General features: G+C 73.3%; 24 protein-coding genes. 13 read left to right on the top strand and 11 right to left on the bottom strand.

Annotated elements, in window-relative coordinates:
- Positions 1-13: 13 nt before the first annotated feature.
- The 5 genes from ASF78_RS11330 to ASF78_RS11310 form a co-directional block, all read right to left on the bottom strand.
- Positions 14-916: a siderophore-interacting protein gene (locus ASF78_RS11330; protein ID WP_056589059.1), complete on the bottom strand. Its 903-nt coding sequence runs from the start codon at positions 914-916 to the stop codon at positions 14-16.
- Between the two features lie 86 nt (positions 917-1,002).
- Positions 1,003-3,111 (bottom strand): iron ABC transporter permease, encoded by a 2,109-nt coding sequence (locus ASF78_RS11325; protein ID WP_056590755.1) that lies wholly within the window; start codon positions 3,109-3,111, stop codon positions 1,003-1,005.
- Positions 3,112-3,121: 10 nt separating this feature from the next.
- Entirely contained in the window at positions 3,122-4,105 is a 984-nt protein-coding gene (locus ASF78_RS11320; protein WP_056589057.1) for an iron-siderophore ABC transporter substrate-binding protein, read from the bottom strand.
- Positions 4,106-4,141: 36 nt separating this feature from the next.
- Complete coding sequence (locus tag ASF78_RS11315; protein ID WP_200940593.1) at positions 4,142-4,963, bottom strand: ABC transporter ATP-binding protein; 822 nt, start codon at positions 4,961-4,963, stop codon at positions 4,142-4,144.
- Between the two features lie 60 nt (positions 4,964-5,023).
- The gene (locus ASF78_RS11310) at positions 5,024-6,112 is read right to left on the bottom strand and encodes a VIT1/CCC1 family protein (RefSeq protein WP_056589054.1); all 1,089 of its coding nucleotides are present in this window, start codon (positions 6,110-6,112) and stop codon (positions 5,024-5,026) included.
- 140 nt (positions 6,113-6,252) lie between these two features.
- Between ASF78_RS11310 and ASF78_RS11305 the strand changes: the two genes are divergently transcribed.
- On the top strand, positions 6,253-6,666 hold the full coding sequence (locus ASF78_RS11305; RefSeq protein ID WP_056589053.1) for an ATP-binding protein: 414 nt from the start codon (positions 6,253-6,255) through the stop codon (positions 6,664-6,666).
- Here ASF78_RS11305 and ASF78_RS11300 read toward each other — a convergent pair.
- Complete coding sequence (locus tag ASF78_RS11300) at positions 6,650-7,231, bottom strand: hypothetical protein (RefSeq protein WP_056589049.1); 582 nt, start codon at positions 7,229-7,231, stop codon at positions 6,650-6,652. The genes ASF78_RS11305 and ASF78_RS11300 overlap by 17 nt on opposite strands.
- 110 nt (positions 7,232-7,341) lie before the next feature.
- On the opposite strand from ASF78_RS11300, the gene ASF78_RS11295 reads away from it, so the two are divergent.
- Together ASF78_RS11295 and ASF78_RS11290 are read left to right on the top strand one after the other, a co-directional pair.
- On the top strand, positions 7,342-8,550 hold the full coding sequence (locus tag ASF78_RS11295) for a histidine kinase (RefSeq protein ID WP_056589046.1): 1,209 nt from the start codon (positions 7,342-7,344) through the stop codon (positions 8,548-8,550).
- The gene (locus tag ASF78_RS11290; protein WP_056589042.1) at positions 8,547-9,248 is read left to right on the top strand and encodes a response regulator transcription factor; all 702 of its coding nucleotides are present in this window, start codon (positions 8,547-8,549) and stop codon (positions 9,246-9,248) included. Before ASF78_RS11295 ends, ASF78_RS11290 begins: the two co-directional genes overlap by 4 nt.
- On the opposite strand, the gene ASF78_RS11285 is transcribed toward ASF78_RS11290, so the two are convergent.
- From ASF78_RS11285 to ASF78_RS11270, 4 genes are read right to left on the bottom strand one after another with little or no spacing between them, the layout of a single operon-like run.
- On the bottom strand, positions 9,187-9,552 hold the full coding sequence (locus ASF78_RS11285) for a hypothetical protein (protein ID WP_056589039.1): 366 nt from the start codon (positions 9,550-9,552) through the stop codon (positions 9,187-9,189). The genes ASF78_RS11290 and ASF78_RS11285 overlap by 62 nt on opposite strands.
- Positions 9,553-9,565: 13 nt before the next feature.
- Positions 9,566-10,549, bottom strand: a complete 984-nt coding sequence (locus tag ASF78_RS11280; RefSeq protein WP_056590749.1) for a TIGR03557 family F420-dependent LLM class oxidoreductase — start codon at positions 10,547-10,549, stop codon at positions 9,566-9,568.
- A gap of 38 nt (positions 10,550-10,587) precedes the next feature.
- Positions 10,588-11,685, bottom strand: coding sequence for a Gfo/Idh/MocA family protein (locus ASF78_RS11275; protein ID WP_056589036.1), 1,098 nt, complete (start codon positions 11,683-11,685; stop codon positions 10,588-10,590).
- A 53-nt stretch (positions 11,686-11,738) separates the two neighbouring features.
- Positions 11,739-12,356, bottom strand: coding sequence for a hypothetical protein (locus tag ASF78_RS11270; RefSeq protein ID WP_056589032.1), 618 nt, complete (start codon positions 12,354-12,356; stop codon positions 11,739-11,741).
- 166 nt (positions 12,357-12,522) lie between these two features.
- Between ASF78_RS11270 and ASF78_RS11265 the strand changes: the two genes are divergently transcribed.
- The 5 genes from ASF78_RS11265 (at position 12,523) to ASF78_RS11245 (ending at position 16,394) form a co-directional block, all read left to right on the top strand.
- On the top strand, positions 12,523-13,125 hold the full coding sequence (locus ASF78_RS11265; protein WP_056589030.1) for a hypothetical protein: 603 nt from the start codon (positions 12,523-12,525) through the stop codon (positions 13,123-13,125).
- Positions 13,119-14,141: a hypothetical protein gene (locus ASF78_RS11260; protein WP_156374142.1), complete on the top strand. Its 1,023-nt coding sequence runs from the start codon at positions 13,119-13,121 to the stop codon at positions 14,139-14,141. The genes ASF78_RS11265 and ASF78_RS11260 overlap by 7 nt, the downstream gene beginning before the upstream one ends.
- Before the next feature lie 94 nt (positions 14,142-14,235).
- Complete coding sequence (locus tag ASF78_RS11255) at positions 14,236-14,544, top strand: hypothetical protein (RefSeq protein ID WP_056589023.1); 309 nt, start codon at positions 14,236-14,238, stop codon at positions 14,542-14,544.
- Positions 14,545-15,357: 813 nt separating this feature from the next.
- A complete protein-coding gene (locus ASF78_RS23400; protein WP_082495081.1) occupies positions 15,358-16,044 on the top strand; it encodes a polymorphic toxin type 30 domain-containing protein in 687 nt (228 codons plus the stop codon).
- Positions 16,045-16,061: 17 nt separating this feature from the next.
- Positions 16,062-16,394, top strand: a complete 333-nt coding sequence (locus ASF78_RS11245; RefSeq protein ID WP_056589018.1) for a hypothetical protein — start codon at positions 16,062-16,064, stop codon at positions 16,392-16,394.
- Between the two features lie 199 nt (positions 16,395-16,593).
- On the opposite strand, the gene ASF78_RS11240 is transcribed toward ASF78_RS11245, so the two are convergent.
- The gene (locus tag ASF78_RS11240) at positions 16,594-17,625 is read right to left on the bottom strand and encodes an FHA domain-containing protein (protein ID WP_056589015.1); all 1,032 of its coding nucleotides are present in this window, start codon (positions 17,623-17,625) and stop codon (positions 16,594-16,596) included.
- Between the two features lie 255 nt (positions 17,626-17,880).
- Here ASF78_RS11240 and ASF78_RS11235 point away from each other — a divergent pair, with 255 nt between their 5' ends.
- Genes ASF78_RS11235 through ASF78_RS11215 form a run of 5 tightly spaced genes read left to right on the top strand, consistent with a single transcriptional unit; the run spans position 17,881 to position 22,560 of the window.
- Entirely contained in the window at positions 17,881-18,627 is a 747-nt protein-coding gene (locus tag ASF78_RS11235) for an SAF domain-containing protein (RefSeq protein ID WP_156374141.1), read from the top strand.
- A 1-nt stretch (position 18,628) separates the two neighbouring features.
- Positions 18,629-19,408 (top strand): ParA family protein, encoded by a 780-nt coding sequence (locus ASF78_RS11230; RefSeq protein WP_056589010.1) that lies wholly within the window; start codon positions 18,629-18,631, stop codon positions 19,406-19,408.
- Positions 19,409-19,424: 16 nt separating this feature from the next.
- The gene (locus ASF78_RS11225) at positions 19,425-20,738 is read left to right on the top strand and encodes a CpaF family protein (protein WP_056589007.1); all 1,314 of its coding nucleotides are present in this window, start codon (positions 19,425-19,427) and stop codon (positions 20,736-20,738) included.
- Positions 20,738-21,643, top strand: a complete 906-nt coding sequence (locus ASF78_RS11220) for a type II secretion system F family protein (RefSeq protein WP_056589005.1) — start codon at positions 20,738-20,740, stop codon at positions 21,641-21,643. The genes ASF78_RS11225 and ASF78_RS11220 overlap by 1 nt, the downstream gene beginning before the upstream one ends.
- Positions 21,640-22,560 carry a type II secretion system F family protein gene (locus tag ASF78_RS11215; RefSeq protein ID WP_056589002.1) on the top strand — a complete coding sequence of 307 codons (921 nt, stop codon included), beginning with the start codon at positions 21,640-21,642 and terminating at the stop codon, positions 22,558-22,560. Before ASF78_RS11220 ends, ASF78_RS11215 begins: the two co-directional genes overlap by 4 nt.
- Positions 22,561-22,564: the final 4 nt, after the last annotated feature.

Here is a 22,564-nt window from a genome sequence, read left to right as displayed (position 1 = left end):
CCGCTTCGGCGAGTCAGTTTCCTTCCGACCGCCCCGCGCGCCAGTACCCCATGAACGCGACGGCCTTGCGGTCCACGCCGCACTCGGTGACCAGGTGCCGGCGCAGGGTCTTGATGACCGCGGCCTCGCCGGCGAGCCAGGCGTACAGGGCGGCGTCGGCGCGCAGGGGTGCCCCGGAGGCGTCGACGGGCACCTCCCAGAGCAGGCCTTCGTCGATGTCGACGTCCTCGAGCTCGATGTCAGGTGCGGGTGCCTGGCCGGGCAGGAGCCGTGCGCACGCGGCCTGGACGGCGGGGACGAGCAGCTCGCCGTGGGCGCGGCCGTCGCGGCCGTACCAGCGGACGGTGACCCCGGAAGGGGCAGCCAGGTCGAGCCGGTCGCCGGACAGCGGCATCTCGATCAAGGCCTCGCCGCGCGCGTCCGCGGGCAGTCGCTCGAGGATGCCCGCGATGGCCGGCAGGGCGGTCTCGTCGCCGGCGATGAGCAGGCGGTCGGTGTGGGCCGGGGGCACGAAGTCGACGCCGCCGTGCGGGCCGGTCGCGTCGGCGTTGGGGCCGAGGATCACCAGGTCGTCGCCGGGCGCGGCGCCCAGGGCCCAGCGGGAGGCAGGTCCGAGGTCGCCGTGCAGGACGATGTCGACGTCGACCTCGCGGCGGTCCTGGCGGACGCCGCGCGCGGTGTAGGTGCGGATCGGGTGCCGCTTGTCCTCGGGCATCGAGCGCCAGCGGCCGTACCAGTCGGCGCTGTCCTGGAGGCTCAGCAGCTCGTCGTAGGACGCGGTGTCCAGCGGCAGGAAGAACTTGATGCGCTGGTCGAACCCGTTGTCCGCGAAGCGGTCCAGGTCGTCGCCGGTGAACGTCACGCGGACCACGCTCGGGCACATCGGCTGCACCGCGGCCACCTGGACGGCGAACATGCGGAAGGGCAGTGCCGGGGCCTCCACCGAAACAGTCACGTCGCCCAGGGTAGAGGAAGGTGAGGCTTCCCTCACTACCGAGTTCGTCACAGTGCGCTCCTCCGGGTCCGCCACAGCAGGTAGATGAAGTACGGGGTGCCGATCATGGCCGTGAGCAGACCGGCCGGGATCTGCGCGGGCGCGATGACGGTCCGGCCGAGCGTGTCCGCGACGCTGACCAGCAGCGCGCCGAGCAGCGCCGCGACGGGGATGACGCGGGCGTGGGACGACCCGACGAGCGAGCGCGCCAGGTGCGGTGCGAGCAGGCCGACGAACCCGACGACGCCGATCGCGGTGACCGCCGCGGCGGTGAGCAGCGCGGTGACGACCAGCAGGCCGAGCCGGGTCCGCTCCAGCTGGACGCCGAGCACGCGAGCCACGTCGTCGTCGACCGCGAGGACGTCCAGGTCCCGACGCCACCGGACGATCAGCGGGACCATCACCAGCAGGGCGACCGCCACGGGCCACACCTGCTCGGCGGTCCGCCCGTAGGTCGAGCCCGAGAGCCAGGTGAGCGCCATCGTCGTGTTCCACGGGCTGGTCAGCACGACGATCAGGGTGATGAGCGACGTCGCAGCGGCCGAGACACCGATGCCGACGAGCACGAGCCGGTCGGAGCTGAGCCCGCGCCGGTTGGCCAGGGAGTAGACGAGCGCGAAGGTCGCCAGCGCGCCGACGGCGGCAGACCCGGACACCACCCAGAAGGGCGCGCCGGGGAAGAGCACGATCGCGAGCACCGCACCCACGCCCGCACCGCCTGTGATGCCGAGGAGGCTCGGCTCGGCGAGCGGGTTGCGTGCGACGGCCTGCACGGTCGTGCCTGCGAGGCCCAGCGCCGCGCCGGCCAGGAGCGCGGCGACGACGCGCGGGGTGCGCTGGTCGAGCACGAACGAGACCTGCCGCCCGCTGACGCCCGCGAACCAGTTGGTGACGTCGCCCATCAGCAGCAGGCGGTCGCCGAGCAGGAACCCGGCGACCAGCGCGGACGCGACGGCTGCGACGAGCACCGCGACGACGACCGCGACGCGGCGCCGGGAGGCAGGGTGGGCGCTGACGGACGCGGTGCTGCGGGTCGGGCCGGAGTCGCGCAGGCGGCGGGCCAGCCAGACCATCACCGAGGCGCCGAACAGGGTGGTGACGATGCCGGTCGGGATCGCGACGGACGCGACCCCCGGGACGGCCACCCGCAGCAGCACGTCCGCACCGAGCACGACGACGCAGCCGGCCAGCGCCGCCAGCGGCAGGAGCAGCCGGTGCCGTGCCATCCCGGGAACGCGCCCGGCGACCAGCCGCGCGATGACCGGCGCGGTGAGCCCGACGAAGCCGATGGGCCCGGCGACGGTGACGGCGAGCGCCGCCAGGAGCACGGCGAGCAGCACCGAGACGATGCGGGTGCGGCGGACGTCGAGGCCGAGGACGGAGGCGGTGTCGTCGCCGAGCGCCAGCACGTCGAGGCGACGCGACCAGAGCACGAGGACGATCCCGGCGAGCAGCACGACGGGCGCCGCCTGGGCGACCTTGGAGGTGCCGGACTGCACGATGGAGCCCTCGCCCCACGCGAACATCCCCATCGTCTCCTGCTCGAACAGGAGCATGAGCAGGATGGTCAGCGACGAGAGCGCGAGCATCGTCGCGGATCCGGCGAGCACGAGCCGGGTGGGCCCCTCGGCTCCGCCGCGCGCGATGGCCAGCACCAGGGCGGCGGCCGCGAGACCGCCGACGAACGCGAGCGCGCCGTTGATCGCGAACGGGAGCGTGAGCCCGGTGACCGCCGCGAGCACGACCGTGAAGTAGGCACCGGCGTTGACCGCGAGGGTGTCGGGCGAGGCCAGCGGGTTGCGCGCGACCGACTGCAGCGCGCTGCCCGACAGGCCCAGCGCGGTGCCGACGAGCAGCGCCGCGAGCACCCGCGGGGCGCGCGACGCGACGAGCACCGCGAGCGTCTCGTCGTCCCCCGACCCGGTCAGCAGGCCGAGCAGGTCACCGACGCCGACGTAGGACGTGCCGAGCGTGAGGTCGACGAGCGCGAGCACGACCACGAGGGCGATCGCGGCGACGAACACGCCGACGATCAGGCCGGGCCGCGCCCGGCGGACGGCGGCAGGACCCGCGGCGCTGGGCGCTGCGGGTCCTGCCGTCGGTGCGTCGACGCTCATGGTCACCGTGTCAGGCTGCGGTGAGGGCTTCGACCGTCGCGTCGATGAACGCCGCACCGGACTCCGGGCCACCGAACAGCCAGATGCCGTCGGGCAGGCGGGTCGTGTTGCCAGCGACGACGAAGGGCAGCTGCTCCCAGATCGCGTTGCCGGCCAGGCCGTCCTGGAACGCGTCGCCACCGTCGGTGTCGTTGCCCACGTAGAGGAAGTGGATGTCGCCGAGCTCGGTCAGGCCCTCGACGTCCGTGATCGCGAGGCCGTAGTCGGGGTCACCCTCACCGGTCCAGGCATTCTCCAGGCCGATCTCCCCGGCGAGCGCGCCGAGGTAGGAGCCGGGCGTGTACATGCGGATGGAGACGGCGCCGTCGGCGAGCCAGCCGTCGGCCATCGTGAAGGCGGCACCGGCCATGCCGGCCTCGTCGAGCTGCGCCGTGGCGTCCTCGACCTTGGCGTCGAAGTCCGCGAGCGCGGCCTCGGCGGCGTCGGACGTGCCGGTCGCCTCGCCGAGGATCTCCAGCGTGCGGCGCATCTTGCCGATCGGGTCGGACGCGTCCGAGCCGCGCAGGGCGATGACCGGGTACTCGGCCTCGATCTGCTCGATGACCTCGGCGGGCAGGTCGGTCGTGGTGACCACCAGGTCGGGGTCGAGAGCCGCGATCGCGTCGAGGGACGGCTCGCCGCGCATGCCGACATCGGGCGTCGACTCGTCGAGCGGGACGATGGTGTCCCACGTGTTGTAGCCGACGACGTCGGCGGCGCCCACGGGCGTGACGCCGAGCGTGAGCAGGTTCTCCGTCAGGCCCCACTCGAGCGAGACGACGTTCGTGGCCGGGCCGTCGAGCTCGACGGTGCCGCGGTCGTCCTCGATCGTGATCGTGTCGCCACCGGCGTCCGACGGGGCGGCGGACGCGTCCGCTGCGTCCTCGGTGGTGCCGCAGGCGGTCAGCAGGAGCGCTGCTCCGGCGAGGAGGGCGGGGAGGGCTGTCTTGCGCACAGGGGTGTCCTCAGGGGTTGGTGAGCGGGAGGGGCTCTAGACGGCGGTCAGGTGGGAGCGGTGCGTGTGCTTCCCGACGGGGCGGGTGTGCACGCGACCGGTGGTCTCGTCGCGCTGGACGTCGATACGGATGCCGTACGTGTCGGTGAGCGCGTCGGCGGTGAGCACCTCGTGCGGGCGGCCGGAGCCGACGACCTCGCCGCGGCGCAGCAGCACCACGTGGTCGGCGACGGCGGCGGCCTGGTCGAGGTCGTGCAGGACGACGCCGACGGCGACCCCGTGGTCGTCGGCCAGGTCCCGGACCAGGTCGAGGATCTCCACCTGGTAGCGCAGGTCGAGGTACGTGGTGGGCTCGTCGAGCAGCAGGACGCGGGTGTCCTGCGCGAGGCAGGTGGCGAGCCAGACGCGCTGGAGCTCGCCGCCGGAGAGCTCGTCGACGCCGCGCTCGGCCATCGCCTGCACGCCGGTGACCTCCATGGCCCACGCGATCGCGCGCGGTCCGTCGGCGTCGTTCTGCCGCCAGCGGCCGCGGTAGGGGTGGCGGCCGTAGCCGACGACGTCCCGCACGCTGACCCCCGACGGCGTGGGCCGCGACTGGGACAGCAGGGTCACGCGCCGGGCGAAGTCCTTCGCGGACAGGGCGTGGGCGTCGGGGACGTCGGGAAGGCTGACCGTCCCGGACTCGGGGCTGTGCAGCCGCGCGAGCGCGCGCAGCAGGGTCGACTTGCCGGACCCGTTGGGGCCGATGAGGGCGGTGACCTGACCGGGCTGGAGGCGCAGGTCGGCCGACGTCACGACGACCGTGCCGTGGTACGCCAGGGTGAGGTCGTCACCGCGCAAGGCATCGGAAGGGATCACAAGGGTGAGGTTAGCCTGTACTAAGTAAGGCTTGGCAATCCTGCGCTGAGATGACGAGCATCACACCGTCGCGCCGAACGCCAGCCCGAGCACGTACGTCGCCGCCGCCGCGCCGTAGCCGATGGCGAGCTGACGCAGCGCGCGCTTGGCCGGCGACGCCCCCGAGAGGACACCGACCGTCGCCCCGGTGGCCAGCAGCGCCAGGCCCACGAGCACCGACGCCCACACCACCGCGGTGAGCCCCTCGGCGCCCAGGAGGTACGGCAGCACGGGGATCGCCGCACCCGACGCGAAGAAGCAGAAGCTCGCCGCCGCGGCGCCCACGGCCGTCCCGACGGACTCGTGCTCGTCGACGTCGTCAGCCTCCGGAGGCAGCGCGTCGACCGTGTCCAGCGACCCGAGGACCTCGTCGGCCCGTGCCTGCGCCTCGTCGGGCTCCATCCCCCGTGCCCGGTAGACCAGCGCGAGCTCGTTCGCGTCGACGTCCAGGTGCGGCAGGGCCGCGCGCGCCGCCTGCCCCGGCCGGGACGCCTCCAGCAGCTCCCGCTGGGACCGCACCGACACGTACTCCCCCGCACCCATCGACAGCGCACCGGCCAGCAGGCCGGCCAGGCCCGTGAGCAGCACCGTCGACGTGGACGCATCGCTGGCCCCGATGCCGAGCACCAGCGCCAGGTTGCTGACCAGACCGTCGTTCGCGCCGAACACCGCCGCGCGGAACGTGCCCGAGATCCGGTTGCGGCCGCGGGTGGCCAGACCCCGCACGACCTCCTCGTGGATGGCCTCGTCGGCAGCCATCGTGGGCGTCGCGTCCGCGTCGTCGTCGTACCCCGACCGCGCCTCGGCGCGCTGCGCGAGCGCCAGGACGAACACCGAGCCGAACCGGCGTGCCAGCACGCCGAGCGTCCGCGTGCGCAGGTCCCCCCGGCGCGGCCTGCCGACGTCGTCCCCCAGCAGGTCCAGCCAGTGCTGCTCGTGCCGCCGCTCCGCCTCGGCCAGAGCCAGCAGGATCTCGCGCTCCTCGCCGGTGCGCCGGGACGCGATGTCGCGGTAGACCGCCGCCTCCGCGCGCTCGTCGGCGAGGTACTGCCGCCACCGGCGGACCTGGCTCCGCGACGGGGTCGGACGCGCGGTCGGGGTGGTCTGCACGCCTCATCGTCGCAGCCGACAGGGCGAGAAACGCCCTTCAGGCTGGTGTTCAGGTTGCCGAATCATCAGATGTGCATGACCGTGGCAAGGGACAACGAGGGCCCGCCTTCGTTCCCGTCCCCCTCACCGGAAGGCTCCCGATGTATGCCGAGACGGCCGTGACGCCCGCGCTCTCCGCGATCGCGCCCGCACGGCACTGGGCTCGGCAGCGACTCTCCGAGGTCGGCATCGACGACGGACGCCTCGACCTGCTCGTCCTGCTCGTCAGCGAGCTCGTCACCAACGCCGTCGCGCACGCCGACCCGCCCGTCGTCCTGCGCGTGCACGTCGACGAGGAGCGCACCCGCGTCGAGGTCACCGACGGCGTCCGCGACGTGCCCGTGGTGCGCGACCCCCCGCCGACCGCGCTCGGCGGGCGCGGCGTGATGTTCGTCGACCGCCTCGCCAGCAGCTGGGGCACCTCCGAGGAGGAGGGCGACGCGGCGAAGGCCGTCTGGTTCGAGCTCCGTCACGACGACGTCAGCGAGCTCGGTCACTTCACGACCGAGCACTGACGCTGGGCTGCCGGGCCCGCGTCGACAGCTCCGACCAGGCCGGCCCGAACACCAGCCACCCGACGAGCACGAGCGTCGCGCGCCCCGCCCAGCCCAGCAGCACCTCCCGCTGCGCGGGCTCGGTCGCGACCAGCATCAGGACGCCGAGCACCCCGCACGACACCAGCCACGCGACGACGACCCGCCCCCACAGCCGCCACTCGTAGCGCCGTGCCGGTGCACCCTCCCGCGGCCGCGGCACCGGCGCGGGTCCGCCGGCGAACCGGAAGGCCACCCACGCGTCGACCTTGTGCACGGTGAGCTTGCCGAACCCGACGGTGAAACCCAGGTACAGCGCAGCCAGACCGTGCGTCCACGTTGGCTCTGCGCCGCGCAGCAGGTCCCCGACCGTCGCGACGAGGAGGACCACCTCCAGCAGCGGCTCGCACAGCAGCAGGACCGTGGACGTCCGGCGCAGGTGCAGGGCGTAGCGGGCGACGACGGCGGCGGCGAGGAACACCCAGAAGGCGATCTCGCACGCGACGACGAGGGCGGCGACGGGGTTCTCCCGGATGGCGTCGATCATGCGACCACCCTCACCGCGGTCGGCGCGGCGTCGCGTCGGGCATCGGGCTCATACCTCCGTACATCCTTCGGACGACGGCCCGGCAGCACCCCGTGTGCTGGGATGGCCCGATGGGACGCCTCCTGCGTGCGTGGATGCAGGACGACCGCGTGGTCGCCGGCAGCCTCGTGCTGCTGGGTGTGCTCCTCGCGATGCTCGGCCTCGCGGGCCGCCCGCCGCGGGCGCTGGCCGGCACCGTGGTCGGCCAGTACGCCGTCTGGTGGCACCTGCTGATCCTCGTGTGCGCGGCCGCGATGCTCCTGGCCAAGCGTCGGCACCCGGTGCTCACGCTCGTCGTGATCGCCGCCCTCTCCGCCGTCGACGGCTACCTCGGCGGGGGCATCGCGATCTTCGTCGTCCTGTTCGACGCCCTGTACACCGCGGCGCTCGTCACCCGCCCGGTCGTGCGCCGTCGGATCATCTGGACGGTCGCTGTCGTCGCCGTCGCAGGGCCCGTCGCGTCGGTGGTCGCCGGTGCCGAGCTCCGCGATGCCGTCGTCCTCTTCCTGCAGGCCGTGGCGCTGTACGGGACCCCGCTGTGGTGGGCGTCCGACGTCCGGCAGCGCACCGAGCTCGCCGAGCTCGAGAGCCGCCGCGCGGACCTGGAGCGCGAGCGCGCCGACCTGGCCCGCGAGGTCGCCGCCGACGCCCTGCGCATCGCCGACCTGGACCGCGAGTCCGCCGTCCGCGAGGAACGCGCACGCATGGCCCGGGACCTGCACGACGTCGTCGCCGGCCACCTCTCCGCCGTCGCGATCCACACGGAGGCCACGCTCGCGTCGCCCGACACGTCCCGCGACCGGGACACCCTGCGAACCGTGCGCGCGGGCGCGCTGGAGGCGTTGGCGGAGATGCGGTCGATGATCCTCGTGCTGCGCGGCCGGCCCGACCCCGTCACCGCTCCCGCCGGGCTGGCCAGGCTCGACGCGCTCATCGCGGCTGCGCGGTCCGCCGGGCAGGAGGTCGTCGTCGTCGGCGACACCCCCTCCCCCCTGCCCGCCGCCACCGACCAGGCCGCGTTCCGCATCGTGCAGGAGTCCCTGACCAACGCGGCCCGGCACGCCCCCGGGGCGGCGGTCGAGGTCGTCGTCAGCGGCGACGAGAGCGTCGAGGTCGTCGTGACGAATGCGCTGGGGAGCGCCGCGCGCCCGCCGGTCAGCACAGCCACCGGCCTCCTCACCATGCGGGAACGCGCGGAAGCGCTCGGCGGGACCCTCGTCGCCGGACCGGCCGACGGCTCCTGGGTCGTGCACGCCTCGCTTCCCCGGGTCGCCTCATGAGCGACGTGCGCGTCCTCATCGCCGACGACCACGGCGCCATCCGTGCGGGCCTGCGCCTCATGCTCGACGGTGCCGACGGGATCACCGTCGTCGGGGAGGCTGCCGACGGCGTCGCGGCCGTCACGAACGCCCGCGCGCTGCGGCCCGACGTCGTGCTCATGGACATCCGGATGCCCGGGATGGACGGCATCGAGGCCACCCGCGCGATCGTCGCCGAAGGTCTCGCCGACGTCCTCGCCCTGACCACGTTCGACCTCGACGACTACGTCCGCGGGGTCCTCGCCGCCGGCGCGGTCGGGTTCCTGCTCAAGACCGTCGGCGCGGCCGAGCTCGTCGACGCCGTCCGCCGTGTGGCCGCCGGAGACGGGGTGCTCGCGCCCGAGGTGACCCGACGGCTGCTCGCCGACCTCGTCGCCGCGCAGACCCCAGCGCCCCCTCCCGCGCCAGGTGTCGACGACCTCACCGCCCGCGAGCGCGACGTCCTCGCGTGCCTCGGCGCGGGGATGTCGAACGCCGAGATCGGGCGGGCGCTCGACATCACCGAGGCCACGACGAAGACCCACGTCACCCGGGTGCTCGCCAAGCTCGGCTGCACGTCCCGCCTGCAGGCGGCACTGGTCGCGGTGGAGGCGGGGATCACTCCTCCCAGGGAGGCGTCTCCTCGAGCTTCGCGTAGTACTTCGCCAGGTGGCTCCTGATCCGGTCGCGGTCCTTGTCGGGGACGTCCACGCCGCCGCGGGAGCCCTGCATCACGGCCGCGGCCGCGAAGACTCCGCGTGGGACGGCGCGGAGCCGGCCGTCGATGACGTCGGCGATCAGCAGCTTGTACGCCGTGAAGTTCTCCTTGTTCTCGGCGTCGTACCAGACGTGCGCGTCCCGGTACCTCTCGTTCGGCTCGTCCTCGGCCTTGGCCCAGGCCCGGACGCGCTTCTCGGCGGCGTCGCCGTCCCAGGCCCGGTCCCGGTCGGCCACGGGGAGGTCGCCGAATGCGGTGACAGCCATGTGCGGACTCCTCTCAGTCGGGTGCTGCGCTGCGGAGCTTCTCCAGCAGGGGCCCGGCGGCGGTCGACAGGAACTCGTCCTGGCGCTCGTCGCCGACCTGCACGATCGCGATGTCGGTGAACCCCGCCTCCCAGTACGCGGAGACCGCCTCGACGACGGCGTCCAGGTCCGGGCCGCAGGCGATCTGCTCGGCGACGTCGGACGGTCGGACGAACTGGCTGGCCGCGTCGAACGCCTCCGTCGTCGGCAGGTCGGCGTTCACCTTCCAGCCCCCGGCGAACCACCGGAACTGCTCGTGCGCCCGCTCGACGGCCCGCTCCCGGTCCGGGTCCCAGCTGATCGGGACCTGGCCGATCTTGCGCGACTCCGGCAGGGCGTGGCCGCGTGCGTCGTCCCAGGCGTGGATCGCCTCGGCGTCGGGCTCCACGGCCACCAGGTGGTCGACGAGGTTGGCGAACCTCGCGATCGAGTCCGGCCCGGAGACGGCCGCGCCGATCTGGATCGGCTCGTCGGGGAGGTCCCAGAGCTTGGCGGAGTCCACCTGGAAGAAGTCGCCCGTGTAGTTCACGCGGTCGCCGGTGAACAGCTCGCGGATGATCTCGACGGCCTCCTCGAGCATGTCGTGGCGCTCGCCCACCGCGGGCCAGCGCTCACCGACCACGTGCTCGTTGAGGTTCTCCCCCGCGCCGACGTTGAGCTGGAACCGACCGTCGGAGAGCACCCCGAGCGTCGCGGCCTTCTGCGCGACGACGGCTGGGTGGTACCGGAGGGTCGGGCAGGTCACGTAGGTCATGAGCTCCACCCGCTCGGTCGCCTGGGCGACAGCGCCCAGCAGCGTCCAGGCGTGCGGTGCATGACCCTGCGCGTCGAGCCAGGGGAAGTAGTGGTCGCTGGACACCTCGAAGTCGAACCCGAGGCGCTCGGCGGCGATGGCATACCGGACCAGGTCCTTCGGCCCGGACTGCTCGGTCATGAGGGTGTAGCCGAAACGCGTCACCGACCGACCGTCGCACCGCACCCGCGATGCCGCATCCGCTACGCGTCCGCCCACGCCTCCCGGGCCGTCCGGACCGGCTCGCCCGTGCGGCCGGCCCCCTCGATCGCGAGGCCCAGCAGGTGGTCCTGGCACCCGTCGGCCAGCGGGTACGGCGGAGGCGCGTCGCCGCGTACCCACGCACCCGTCGCGTCGAGCAGGGTGGCGACGGCGATGTCGTCGTCGGCCAGCCGGGCGCCCTGGAACGTGTTCCGGTAGAGGACCTGGCCGTCCAGGCTGAGGTGCTCCAGGTCGAACCCGTCGAGGTTCTGCTCGATCCCGGTCACCCGCCGGACGATCGGGGAGCTGACGACCGTGCGGTCGTCGACCCAGCGCGTCACGGTGTCGTCGACGATCTCCCCGTGCGAGCCGCGGACGACGATCCGGTTGGTGCGCAGCGGGTTGTGCCACTGGTTGTCGGTGAAGTCGTACAGGGCGCTGCGCCCGTCGCCGAAGTCGAGGGTGGCGAGGATGTTCCACGCGTCGGCGGGCTCGGTCGCGCCGGTCCAGCCGTCGCGTCCGAGCGGCCCCAGCAGGGGCGCCGTGAAGACCGAGGCCCGGACGGTGACCTCGCCCCTGCCCGCTCCCAGCAGCCGACGGATCAGGCCGACCGCGTGGTACAGATGCGTCGAGCTGATCTGTACGCTCGTCGCCGCGCCGATGAGCCCCGCGTCGACCACGGCGATCCGGGCGGCGTGCGACGGCATCGACGGGCTGTGCTCGGCCACCTGGACCAGTCCCGACGAGCCCACGTCCGCCCACAGCTCGCGGAGCCCGTCCGCGTCGGGTGCGGGCGGCGTCTCGGCCAGCACCGGGATGCCGAGCTCGACCAGCTCACGCGTCGCGTCCGGGGTCACCGGCCAGGGCACGGAGACGACGACGAACTCAGGCCGATCGGTCGTCGGTCCGACGGCGGTGACGAGCTCCTCGATCGTGCGGACCGTCGGCACACCCCACGCCGCCTCGACCTCCGCGCCACGCTCCGCCGACCGCGTCACGACCGCGGTCACCTGGAACCGCTCAGGCATCAGCCGCGCCATGCGGACGAAGAACTCCGCCCGCCACCCGCTGCCGACCACGCCGAACCGGATGGGTGCCATGAACCGTCCTCACCATCGAGTGCCACGAACCGGGCGAGCGTAACCCCGCAGCGTCAGCGCTCGGGGCGGTCCACGCGCAGGCTCAGCGCGACCGCGCGCAGGGCCTCGTCCATCGCGGGTGCGTGCTCCAGCGCGCTCGACGTGCCCGTGAGCACCGCGAGCCAGATGCTGTCCGGCAGCGGCGCGGCGACCTGCGAGGTGATCTGCTCGGCACCCGTCGGCGTCGACTCGACCCGCCGCGCGAGCACACCCGGCCCGAGACCCGTCTCGACCGGCTCACCGTCCCGGACGACCAGGCGCGCGAGATCCAGGTCCGCCAGGACGGGTGCGGTCCGGAGCCACGTGAGCGACAGGGACGCGACGTCGGGCAACGCGTCCGGCGTGTTCTGGACGGTGCCGACGCGCAGCATCGTCGCGACGGCACCGGTCGCCGCACTCACCCCCGCGACGGACCGCAGCACGTTCGCCAGGCCGAGCCGCTGCCGCTCGGTCAGCGTCGGCCACAGCGCCGACCGCGCCACGAGCGCCACGAGGTCGTCGCGCAGTCCCTTCGCGTCGCCGCGGAACACCTCCCAGCCCGACGGCGCCGTCATGGTGAAGGCGAACGGCGGGCGGGCGGGAACCCCCGGCCGGCGTCGGTACGACCCGGCGGCGGGTGCGTTGCTGGTCACGCGAGGGACCCTAGCGGCCCGGGGGTGTGGCCAGTCCGGCGTCGCTGATCACACCATTCATCCCCTCCCCGGACAGGACAATGCGGAGGGAATCGGTAGCCTGGGCGTCGGTCGGCGCGTCCGGCCGGGTGGTACGCGGTACAGCCAAGGGTGTGGAGGATCGTCGATGGGCCGGATCAACGTGGTCGTGGTGTCGGCGGCCTGCGCCCTGCTGCTGGCAGGGTGCACGTCCGCGCCCGCCGACCCGCCGGGCCTGACGGCCTCCCCGACGGCCTCCCCCACGGCAACGCCCAGCCCCACCGAGGACGGCGGCGTGGACGACCTGTCGGACCCCGAGCTCGGCATCGTGTTCGAGGACATCCCGGAGCTCGAGGGCGACGCGGCCGACGTCTACAACTGGATCGCCACGTACAACAAGGAGTACTGGCGCACCATGACCACGAACACGGTCAGCCCAGCGTTCGCGGTTCTCGCTTCCGCCGAGGTGCAGGCGCGGATGCAGCAGATCGCGGACAAGAACGCCAGCATCCAGGGCACGATCGGCGGCGTCCTGCACTCGAGCATCAGCAACGTCGTGGTCGACGGGGACTCGGCGACAGGCATGGTGTGTGACGACTTCCGGGAAGCCACGTTCGCCGATCCGACCAAGTCCTACACGCCGGAGGAAGCCGGTTTCGGCGATCGTGCGTCCGTCAAGATCACTCTCGCGCGGGTGCCCACGGAGGACCGGTGGACGGTGGCGACGACCACGGTGGAGGGAACATGTTGAGGCGTCTGGCTCTCGCCGTGGTCACGGCCACCGCATTGTCACTCGTCGCCGTCGCCCCGGCCCTGGCTGACGACCCACCGGGGTTCGAGGGCAACGTCCCGGGTCTGCCGTCGCCGTCGACCCCGGAGGTCACGCCGGGTGCCGGTGCCGGCTCGGTCCAGGTGACGGTGAGCCAGACGGGGACGACGGCGGGCGGCACCACGTTCACGCCGCCGACGACCGTGAGGACGGTCGCACCGATCTGCTGGTACTCACGCGGGCAGACCGGCTACGAGTACTACGAGTACTGGAAGCCCGGCGGTCCGGCGCGCAATGCCGGCACCCTGGACGCCTATGCGGCACAGGGCCTGCTGCACCCGAACTACGAGGCCTACGCGACCGACACCACGGGCTACTGGTACGAGCCGAGGTGCCAGTACGACGCGTCGACCGATACCTACCTGGCGTACCGGGGCACCCACCCGCCCGTGTTCGTCCCGGCCGGCGAGCCCACGCCCGCGCAGGACGCCACGGTGGACCCCGAGGTGCTCGCGCAGATCGCTTCGGACTCCATGGACCTCCCCGAGGGCACCATCCGCTGGAACCCGTCGCTCCAGGGCTCCGGTGCGACGGTCGTGAACACCGACACGTGGGTCTGGGTCGAGGGTGCGGCCACCTCGGTGTCGGTCACGGCATCGATCCCGTCGGGCCTGTCGGCGACGGTCAACGCGGTGCTGTCCGGGATGGAGCTGAGCGCACCGGGTTCGGACGGGACGACCTGCGCCGACACCGGCACACCATGGAGCGCCGGAGCGACCTCGACGTCCTGCGCACTGACGTTCTACCGGTCGACGGCCAACCAGTCGGTGAAGGCGGGTCAGTCGCTGCCGACGGCGACGCTGACCGCGACGGCGACCTGGACCGCGTCCTGGGTGTCGTCGGTCGACCCGAACCCGACCGCCCTGCCCGCGCAGTCCCTGGCGACGACCGCGGAGGTCCCCGTCGCGGAGATCCAGTCCATCGTCACGCGAGGCTGACCTCTGAGGTTGTGGATACGCGCCCGCACGCCCGGTCGCGGCCGGTAGCGTGCACCCGACCAACGACGTCGGGGCGTGATCTGGAGGGCTGAGCGTGGACCCGGTCGAGCGCTCGCAGCAGCGGGTCGACGAGCTGCGCGCCCTTCTGCGCGACCTGCGGGCCGCGCGCGCTGACGTCCCGTCGCTGTCCCGTCCGACCGGTTCCGTCGGCGCTCCCGGAACCTGGACCGGGAAGGCCGCCGACCGCCTGCACCGCGACCAGCTCGTCCCGCTGAGCGGTGGACTGGACCCCGCCCTGCAGCGCGCCGAGCAGGCGATCCAGGACGAGCTCGACCACGCCCGCCGGGCCCACGACCGCGCAGAGGCCGACGCCGAGGAGCAGCGGCGGGCCACGACCCCGTGACACAGCTGGTCGAGATCAGCGCGGAGGGTGTGGCGGGGGTTCGCGCGGATCTCGTCGCGACGCGCGACGCGTTGGACCGGCTGGGTCCGCTGCGGCACCGGGCGTCGGCNGGAGATCAGCGCGGAGGGTGTGGCGGGGGTTCGCGCGGATCTCGTCGCGACGCGCGACGCGTTGGACCGGCTGGGTCCGCTGCGGCACCGGGCGTCGGCGCTGGGGGTGTCCACGTCGGGGTTCGACGASGCGYTSGGCATCGCCGACCGGCTCGGCACCACGGTCCTGCCCGTGGTCGACACCCACCTGAMCCGYGCCCGCACCCTGGCCGACCTCCGCTACGGCGGCGCCCTGGGCCCGGTGATCCCGGTCGTCGACGACGAGCCCGACCCGTTCACCCCCGTCTACGCCCAGACGGCGTTGGCCACCGGCGGCACGGTGCTGACCTGGGGGCCGGAACCGGCCGAGGACCACGAGGTCGACSAGGCCGACACCGACAAGTCCCAGGGCATCGGCGGCTGGTTCTCCGACCGSTGGGACGACGTCACCGACGCCGTCGACGAGGGCACCGACTGGGTCGCGTCCACCGCGTCCGACGCCTGGGACTCGGTCACCGACGCCGGCGCCGCGATCWSCGACTGGTGGGAGTCSACCACTGCCGACCTGGGCGGCTGGATCGACGAGAACCTCGCCGGCCTGCGTGACTGGATCGGCGAGCACGTCGGGCTGTTCCGGTTCCTGGCCACCGCGTGCCGGGTCGTCGGCTGGRTCCTGGTCGTCGTCGGCCTGATCCTGACCGTCGCCCTGACGATCATCGGCGCGATGGGCGGGGCCGCGATCGGGGCGGTGTTCGGGTTCGGCGTCGGAGCCGTCCCCGCCGGCGCGGCCGGCGCCCTGGCCGGCGCCACGTTCGGGCTCAAGATCCTCGGCGTCGGGTTCACCCTGGTCTCCGTCGGAGACTTCCTCGACGTCGTCGCCGACTGGGGCGAGGGCAAGATCGACGGCCAGGACCTCGTCAAGCAAGGCACCCTCGAACTCGCCCTGGCCATCACGTCCCTGATCGGTGTGGGCGTCGTCGGCAAGATCCTGCAGAAGACCTTCACGCACCTGCCCGCATCGTGGCGCAAGAAGCTCGACGAGCTCCTGCGCTTCGGGCGCCCGGCAAACCCGCTGGACGTCGTGCCACCGACCGCGTCCAGGCGCACCCTCAAGCCTGACCCGAACGGGGGCGCTCAGGAGGGGGTCGAGTACAAGTGGATCAACGACGACGGTCAGACGGTACGACTCCGCGTGCACAGCGCCGACGGCACCGCTCCTCCGGGTTCGAACTCCGCCTCCGGCCCGACGTATCGGATACAGGTCGGAGGGCGCTACATGGACGCGGACGGCAACTTGTATCCGCGAAACGTGCACAACCCGGCCAGCCCGAACTACGACCCAGCGGCGGCGAATGCCACCCACATCCCTTGGCCCCCCGAGATACCCCTCCCGTGGAAAGGTGCCCCATGACTGTTCCAAGCGCGACCATGATCCAGCTCGTCCGCGAGTTGACAGCGTCGGGCCCCGAGGACCGCGGGCTGGCGGCTGATGGCGTCACCGATCTGGTCGGCGCGCTCGACGCCGGACAGGCGCACGCCGTGGCGCAGCTGCTCGTGTGGCTCGCTGTCGACGAGGAGGATGCGGCCGCGCTGGAGTCGCAGCTGAATGCCCTGGCGGAGCTGGCCTCGCACGACCTCCTGCCGGCAGCCGTCGCTGCGGAGGTCCGCGCTGTACCGCATTCTCGGCTGCACGGCTCGTCCCTCGAGCACTACGAGTACCTCTTGTCCGTGGCTGACCTGCCTGACTCTGAAGCACCATGACCCGGCCACGTCGTGTGCAGGCCCACAGTGCAGCCAACGTGTGGAGGATCGTCGATGGGCCGGATCAACCTGGTCGTGGTGTCGGCGGCGTGCGCCGTGCTCCTGGCCGGGTGCACGTCCGCGCAAGCAGCTGGAACGACCAGGTCGACCGGCGTTCGTTCGGACGAGCGACGCGAGCGATGCGCCGGACGGGTGAACTTCAGTCGACCAGGGTGACGGTGCAGCGGACGTCGCCGAGCTCGAGGGTCGTGCCGGGCGCGATCTCGTGCCGCTCCCCCGGTTCGAGCCTCACGGGAGGCTGCGACAGGACGCGGGTGCCGTTCGTGGAGCGGCAGTCGGTCACGTAGACGCGACCGCGGTCGTCGACGTCGACGAACGCGTGCGTCTTCGACACCTGCATGCCCGGGCTGGCCACGCGGATGGGGTGCCGTCCGTCTGCGGCCGCGGGGTCGCGGCCGAGGGAGACGCCGTCCGGGGCGGTGACGCTGGGCTGGGCGCTGAACGTGAGGTGCAGGGAGCGGGGCCGGGCGACGACGGGGGCCGCACGCCGGGCGCGAGCGGGTGGTGTGGCGACGGGCTCGCTCGGCACGTCCAGGAGGGCGCCGAGCGAGGCCGGCCCGGAGGAGGTCGACGGGGTCACGACGGGCGCAGCGGGCACCGCACGCACCTGGCGGGCCGCCGGCGCGGAGGAGGTCGACGGGGTCACGACGGGCACCCCGCGGACCGCCGGCTCGGCCCGCGGAGGGGCGGCGTCCACGAGGGTCGCGCGCAGGCGCTCGATGACCTCCTCGTCGGGGTGGACGAGCGCGTCGGCGTCGAGCACAGCGACGGGGACGAGCTCGACCCGGTGGGGTTCGAGCACGCCGCACGCGTCGCACGTCATCGTCGTGACCTGCTGCGGGACCTCGCACCGGCGGCACGGGGAGGCGTCGGCGGGCGGCGCGACCGCAGCGTCGAGGGTGCCGTCGTCGCGCACCCGGCGGACCGCACCGTCGGGGCCGACCGCGAGCTCCTGGGTGCCGAGAGGGTCGGTGACCTCGAGACGGACGGGACGGTGCACGGTGGTCGCGATGGCGGCGCAGCGCGCGATCACGCCGGTGCGGAGGCGGGCGGCGGAGGGCGCGGCGCACGCGTGCTCGACGTCGTTGACGCTCAGTGTGCCGGTGCCGTCGGTCCGCAGGTCGGCGCGCACGCGCGGCCAGCGTGCGAGGACCTCGCCGGGTGCTGTCACGGCCGTGCGCCCCTCTCGGGACAGAGGCGCGTGCGCGGATCGTGCCGGGTGGCTGCGGACATGCCTGCTCTCCTGTCGGTTCCCGTGAGGTGTCCGAACCGGACCCTGGACGATGGCGCGGGGGCGCGGCCGGTCGTCGAGGCACGATGGTAGCCGGGCTCCCTGACGGCCGGTGTCCGGGCTGTCCACGTTCGCCGGGTCCGTCGCAGGGATTCGCCTATAGTCGTGCGGACCTTGGTCTGAGGCTGGACGAGCGTGAGGTACGGACTCCCGAGCATGACGGTGAACACGAGCACGAGCACGCCCGACGGGGCACAGGACCGCCGACGCGCCCGCGAGGACCGCGGTCTGAAGCCGGCGAGCGCGGCAGCACGCGCCGACCGCCTGCCCCCGGCGCCGCGCGAGCGTCGACCGCTGCTGGCCGCCTTCGCGGTGCTCCTCATCGTCGGCGGCGCTGCCGCGGCGGGCCTCCTCGCGGTGCGCTCCGACACCCGCGTGCCCGTGCTCGTCGCCGCGCGCGACATCGCCGTCGGCCAGGAGATCACCGCGGACGACGTGACGACCACCCCCGTCGCGTCCGAGGGTCTGCTGCTGATCCCGGCGTCGCAGGAGGACCTGGTGATCGGGCAGTACGCGGACATCACCGTGACCGCGGGGCAGCTGCTCGACACGACGATGCTCACCGGCTCGCGCACGCTGCAGGACGGGAAGGTCGCCGTCGGCGCCTCGCTCGCCCCGGGCCGGATGCCGGCCTCCGGGCTCACGGCGGGCGACGTCGTGCAGCTCGTCCAGGTGTCGGAGGGCGAGGGCACGGTCCTCGTGCCGGACGCGCTCGTGAGCTCCGCCGCCGGAGCCGACGCCGAGACCTCGGGTTCCAGCGCGACGACCGTGACGTTCATCGTCGACGCGGGGGACGGTGCACGCATCGCCGGTGTCGCCTCGGAGGGGCAGCTCGCCGCGGTGCTCGTGACGCGCGGGGCTCCTCTCGACGGGGAGGACTGACGTGCTGGTCGCGTTCGGCTCCGCGAAGGGATCACCCGGCGTCTCGACGACCGCCCGGGTGCTCGCGAGCGTCTGGCCCGGTGAGGTGGTCCTCGTCGACGCCGACCCGGCGGGCGGCGACACGTCGCTGCTGGCCCGGACCCCGGACCGCGGTGCGCTCGACCCCGAGCGTGGCCTGCTCTCGCTCGCGGCCGACGCCCGTCGCGGCCTCGTCCAGGGCGGTGTCCGCGAGCACCTCCAGACGATCGAGGGCGGTCTGGACGTGCTGTGCGGGGTCTCCACCCCCGAGCAGATGACCGGGATCGCGAACGTGTGGCCCGCGCTCGCCGCGGAGCTCTCGCAGGTGAGCGGGACGGACGTCCTCGTCGACTGCGGCCGCATCGTCGCGTCGAGCCCCGTGAACCCGGTGGTCATGTCCGCGGACGTGCTCGTGCTCGTCGCCCGCCCGCGCCTGGAGTCGTTCGCCCACGTGCGCGAGCGCGTGCGCTGGCTCGCGCACCTGCAGGACACCACGGCCCGCGTGCCCGCGGTCGGTGTGGTCCTCGTGGCGGACAGCCGCGACAAGCGCTCGCTCGCGGACCTGCAGCAGCTCCTCGCGCACGAACGCCTCCCGGCGACGGTGCTCGGGCAGGTCGCGCTCGACGAGCGGGCCGCCGACGTCGTCGCGGGCCGGCTCGAGCGCCCGATCGCGCGCTCGCTGCTGGTCCGTTCCGCCCGCCAGCTCGTCGAGCCCGTCGCCGCCCTCGCCGCGAGCCGCGGCGCCGTCCGCCGACCCGCCTAGAACGAAGGAGCGGATCATGGCTGTTGACCAGGCACTCGTCCGGCGCCTCCGCGAGGAGGTCGCCGACATCCTCGCGCGGCAGCGTCGCGACGACGCCGCGAGCGGACTTCCCGCGATGTCGGGCGAGGACGAGCGGCAGTTCGCCCGGGCCGTCATCAACCGAGTCCTCGACTCGTACGCGCGCGACGAGGTCAGCGCGGGACGCACGCCGCCGTCGCACGTCGACGAGGAGGACGTCGCCGCCGGTATCCACGCGGCGCTGTTCGGTGTCGGCCGGCTGCAGCCGCTGCTCGACGACCGCGACGTCGAGAACATCGACATCAACGGGCACGACAACGTGTTCGTGCAGTACTCCGACGGGCGCGAGGCGCGCATGCCTCCGGTCGCGGAGTCCGACGACGAGCTCGTCGAGCTGGTGCAGATCCTCGGCGCGTACTCGGGGTTGTCGAGCCGACCGTTCGACGCGGCCAACCCGCAGCTCGACATCCGCCTGCCCGACGGCAGCCGCATGTCCGCGGTCATGGACGTCTGCGCCCGGCCGTCGATCTCGATCCGTCGCGCCCGGCTCTCGCGGGTGCACCTCGACGACATGGTGCGGTTCGGGTCGATGACCAACGAGGTCGCGGCGTTCCTGTCCGCCGCCGTGGCCGCGCGCAAGAACATCATGATCGCGGGCGCGACGAACGCCGGGAAGACGACCCTGCTGCGGGCGCTCGCGAACGAGATCCCGGCGCACGAGCGGCTCATCACGGTCGAGCGCGCGCTCGAGCTCGGGCTCGGGGAGTTCACGGACCTGCACCCGAACGTCGTCTCGTTCGAGGAGCGGCTGCCCAACTCGGAGGGCAACGGCGCGATCTCGATGGCCGCGCTCGTGCGCCGCAGCCTGCGCATGAACCCCAGCCGCGTGATCGTCGGCGAGGTGCTCGGCGACGAGATCGTGACCATGCTCAACGCGATGAGCCAGGGCAACGACGGCTCGCTCTCGACGATCCACGCCAACAGCTCGATCGAGGTGTTCAACCGCATCTCGACGTACGCGATCCAGTCCACGGAGCGCCTGCCCGTCGAGGCCACGATGATGCTCATCGCGGGAGCCATCGACTTCGTCGTGTTCGTGCAGAAGCAGAACGACTTCCACACCGGCGGTCGCCTGCGCCGGTTCGTCGCGAGCATCCGTGAGGTCAACGGCATCGACGGGCGTGTCCTGTCGAGCGAGATCTTCGCGGCCGGGGTGGACGGCGTCGCCGTGCCGGCCGCGCCGATCGCGTGCATCGACGAGCTCGCGGCCGTCGGGTACTCGCCCGGCTTCGCGTACCTGCAGGGGCTGTGATGGCGCCGTCGACGATCTTCATCATCCTGGCCGGCGGGATCGTCGGGGTCGGCATCGTGCTGCTCATCGCGGCGATGCGTCCCCGTCCCGCCGAGCACGGCGTCGTGCAGCGCAGCGGTCCGTCGCTGGGCGAGCGGATCGGTCGGCGCGGGCTCCTGGCCGCGGCGGTCGCGCTGGCCGTCCTGCTGCTGACGCGGTGGCCGGTCGCCGCCGCCGGTGCGGCTGTCGTCGTGCTGTCGTGGACGGCGCTGTTCGGCGGTGCCCGCGCGGAGAAGCAGTCGATGGCCCGCATCGAGGGCCTCGCGTCCTGGACGGAGTCGCTGCGCGACACGATCGCAGGTGCGGTCGGCCTCGAGCAGGCGATCCCCGCGACTGTCTTTGCCGCGTCCCCCGCGATCCAGCCGCAGCTGCGCCTGCTCGTCGACCGGCTGCGCGTCCGCGTGCCGCTCCCAACGGCGCTGCAGCGCCTCGCGGACGACCTCGACGACCCGAGCGCCGACCTGGTCGTCGCGTCGCTCATCCTCAACGCGCGCCTGCGCGGCCCGGGTCTACGCCAGGTCCTCACGTCGCTGTCCGAGTCCGCGCGTGAGGAGCTGGACATGCGGCAGCGCGTCGCGGCCGGGCGCAGCTCGACGCGCCGCTCCGCGCAGATCGTCATGGGCTTCTCGCTCGCGGTGATCCTCGGCATCTCGGTGATCAACCCGACGTACGTCGCCCCGTACTCGTCGGTCACCGGGCAGCTCGTGCTCCTCGTCGTGATCGCCCTGTTCGGCGCGGGCTTCTGGTGGATGAAGCGCCTGTCGGGCATCGACGTGCCCGATCGCTTCCTCGTCGCGACGCCCGAGCGCATGGCGACGGCGCCGCCGGCACGCACCCCCGTCGCGACGACGGAGAAGTCGCTGTGACCGGCGTCCTCGTCGCGGGCGCCGTCGTCGGGCTCGGCCTGCTGATCCTCGTGCTGGTCCTGGTGCCGCCCGCGACGCACGCGGGCAGCGCGCTCGCCCGGCTCGACCAGGAGCGGCTCCAGGGCCGCGCGCGGGCGACCGTCCTCGGCCTCGGCGAGCGAGGAGCCCGGACCCCGGCGTGGCAGCAGTCGCTCGGACGCCGCGCGACGAGCGGGGTCACCGCCGCGGGGTTCGAGCTGCGCCCGTTGCGCTCGGACCTCGCGATCGTCGGGCTCACGCTCGACGCGTTCCTCGCGCGGTGCGTGATCGCCGGGGTCGCGGGCCTGCTGGTGCCGCTCGCGCTCGGCGCCGTCGCCACGGCCCTCCAGCTCGGCGTGAGCCCGACCATCCCGCTGGTGTTCTCGCTCGTCATCGCGCTGATCGCCGCGCTGGTGCCGTGGATGGCGCTGCGCTCGACGGCCGCGGAGCGCCGCCGCGACTTCCGGCACGTCGTCGGCTCGTTCCTCGACCTCGTCGCCATGAGCCTCGCGGGCGGCCGCGGCGTTCCCGAGGCGCTGCAGGGCGCGTCGGAGCTCAGCGACGGCTGGGCCATGGTCCGGATCCGCAACGCGCTCAGCGAGGCCCGCCTACGCGGCGTGACCCCCTGGTCGGAGTTGGGCGCGCTCGGTGAGGAGCTCCAGATCGACGAGCTGCGCGACCTCGCCGCGGCGCTCGCCCTCGTCGCGGAGGACGGCGCCAAGGTCCGGGACTCGCTCTCGGCCCGCGCGGGGTCGATGCGACGCCGCGAGCTCGCCGAGGCCGAGGGCAAGGCCGGCGAGAGCTCGGAGTCGATGCTCGTCGCGCAGCTGCTGCTCGCGGTCGGGTTCCTGATCTTCCTCGTGTACCCCGCACTCGTGACCGTCATGCAGCCCCGGTAGTATC

Source organism: Cellulomonas sp. Leaf334, from assembly GCF_001424195.1.
Classification (GTDB): Bacteria; Actinomycetota; Actinomycetes; order Actinomycetales; family Cellulomonadaceae; genus Cellulomonas.
Note: the sequence above shows the minus strand (reverse complement) of the source record. Positions and strands in the feature narration are given on the sequence as shown.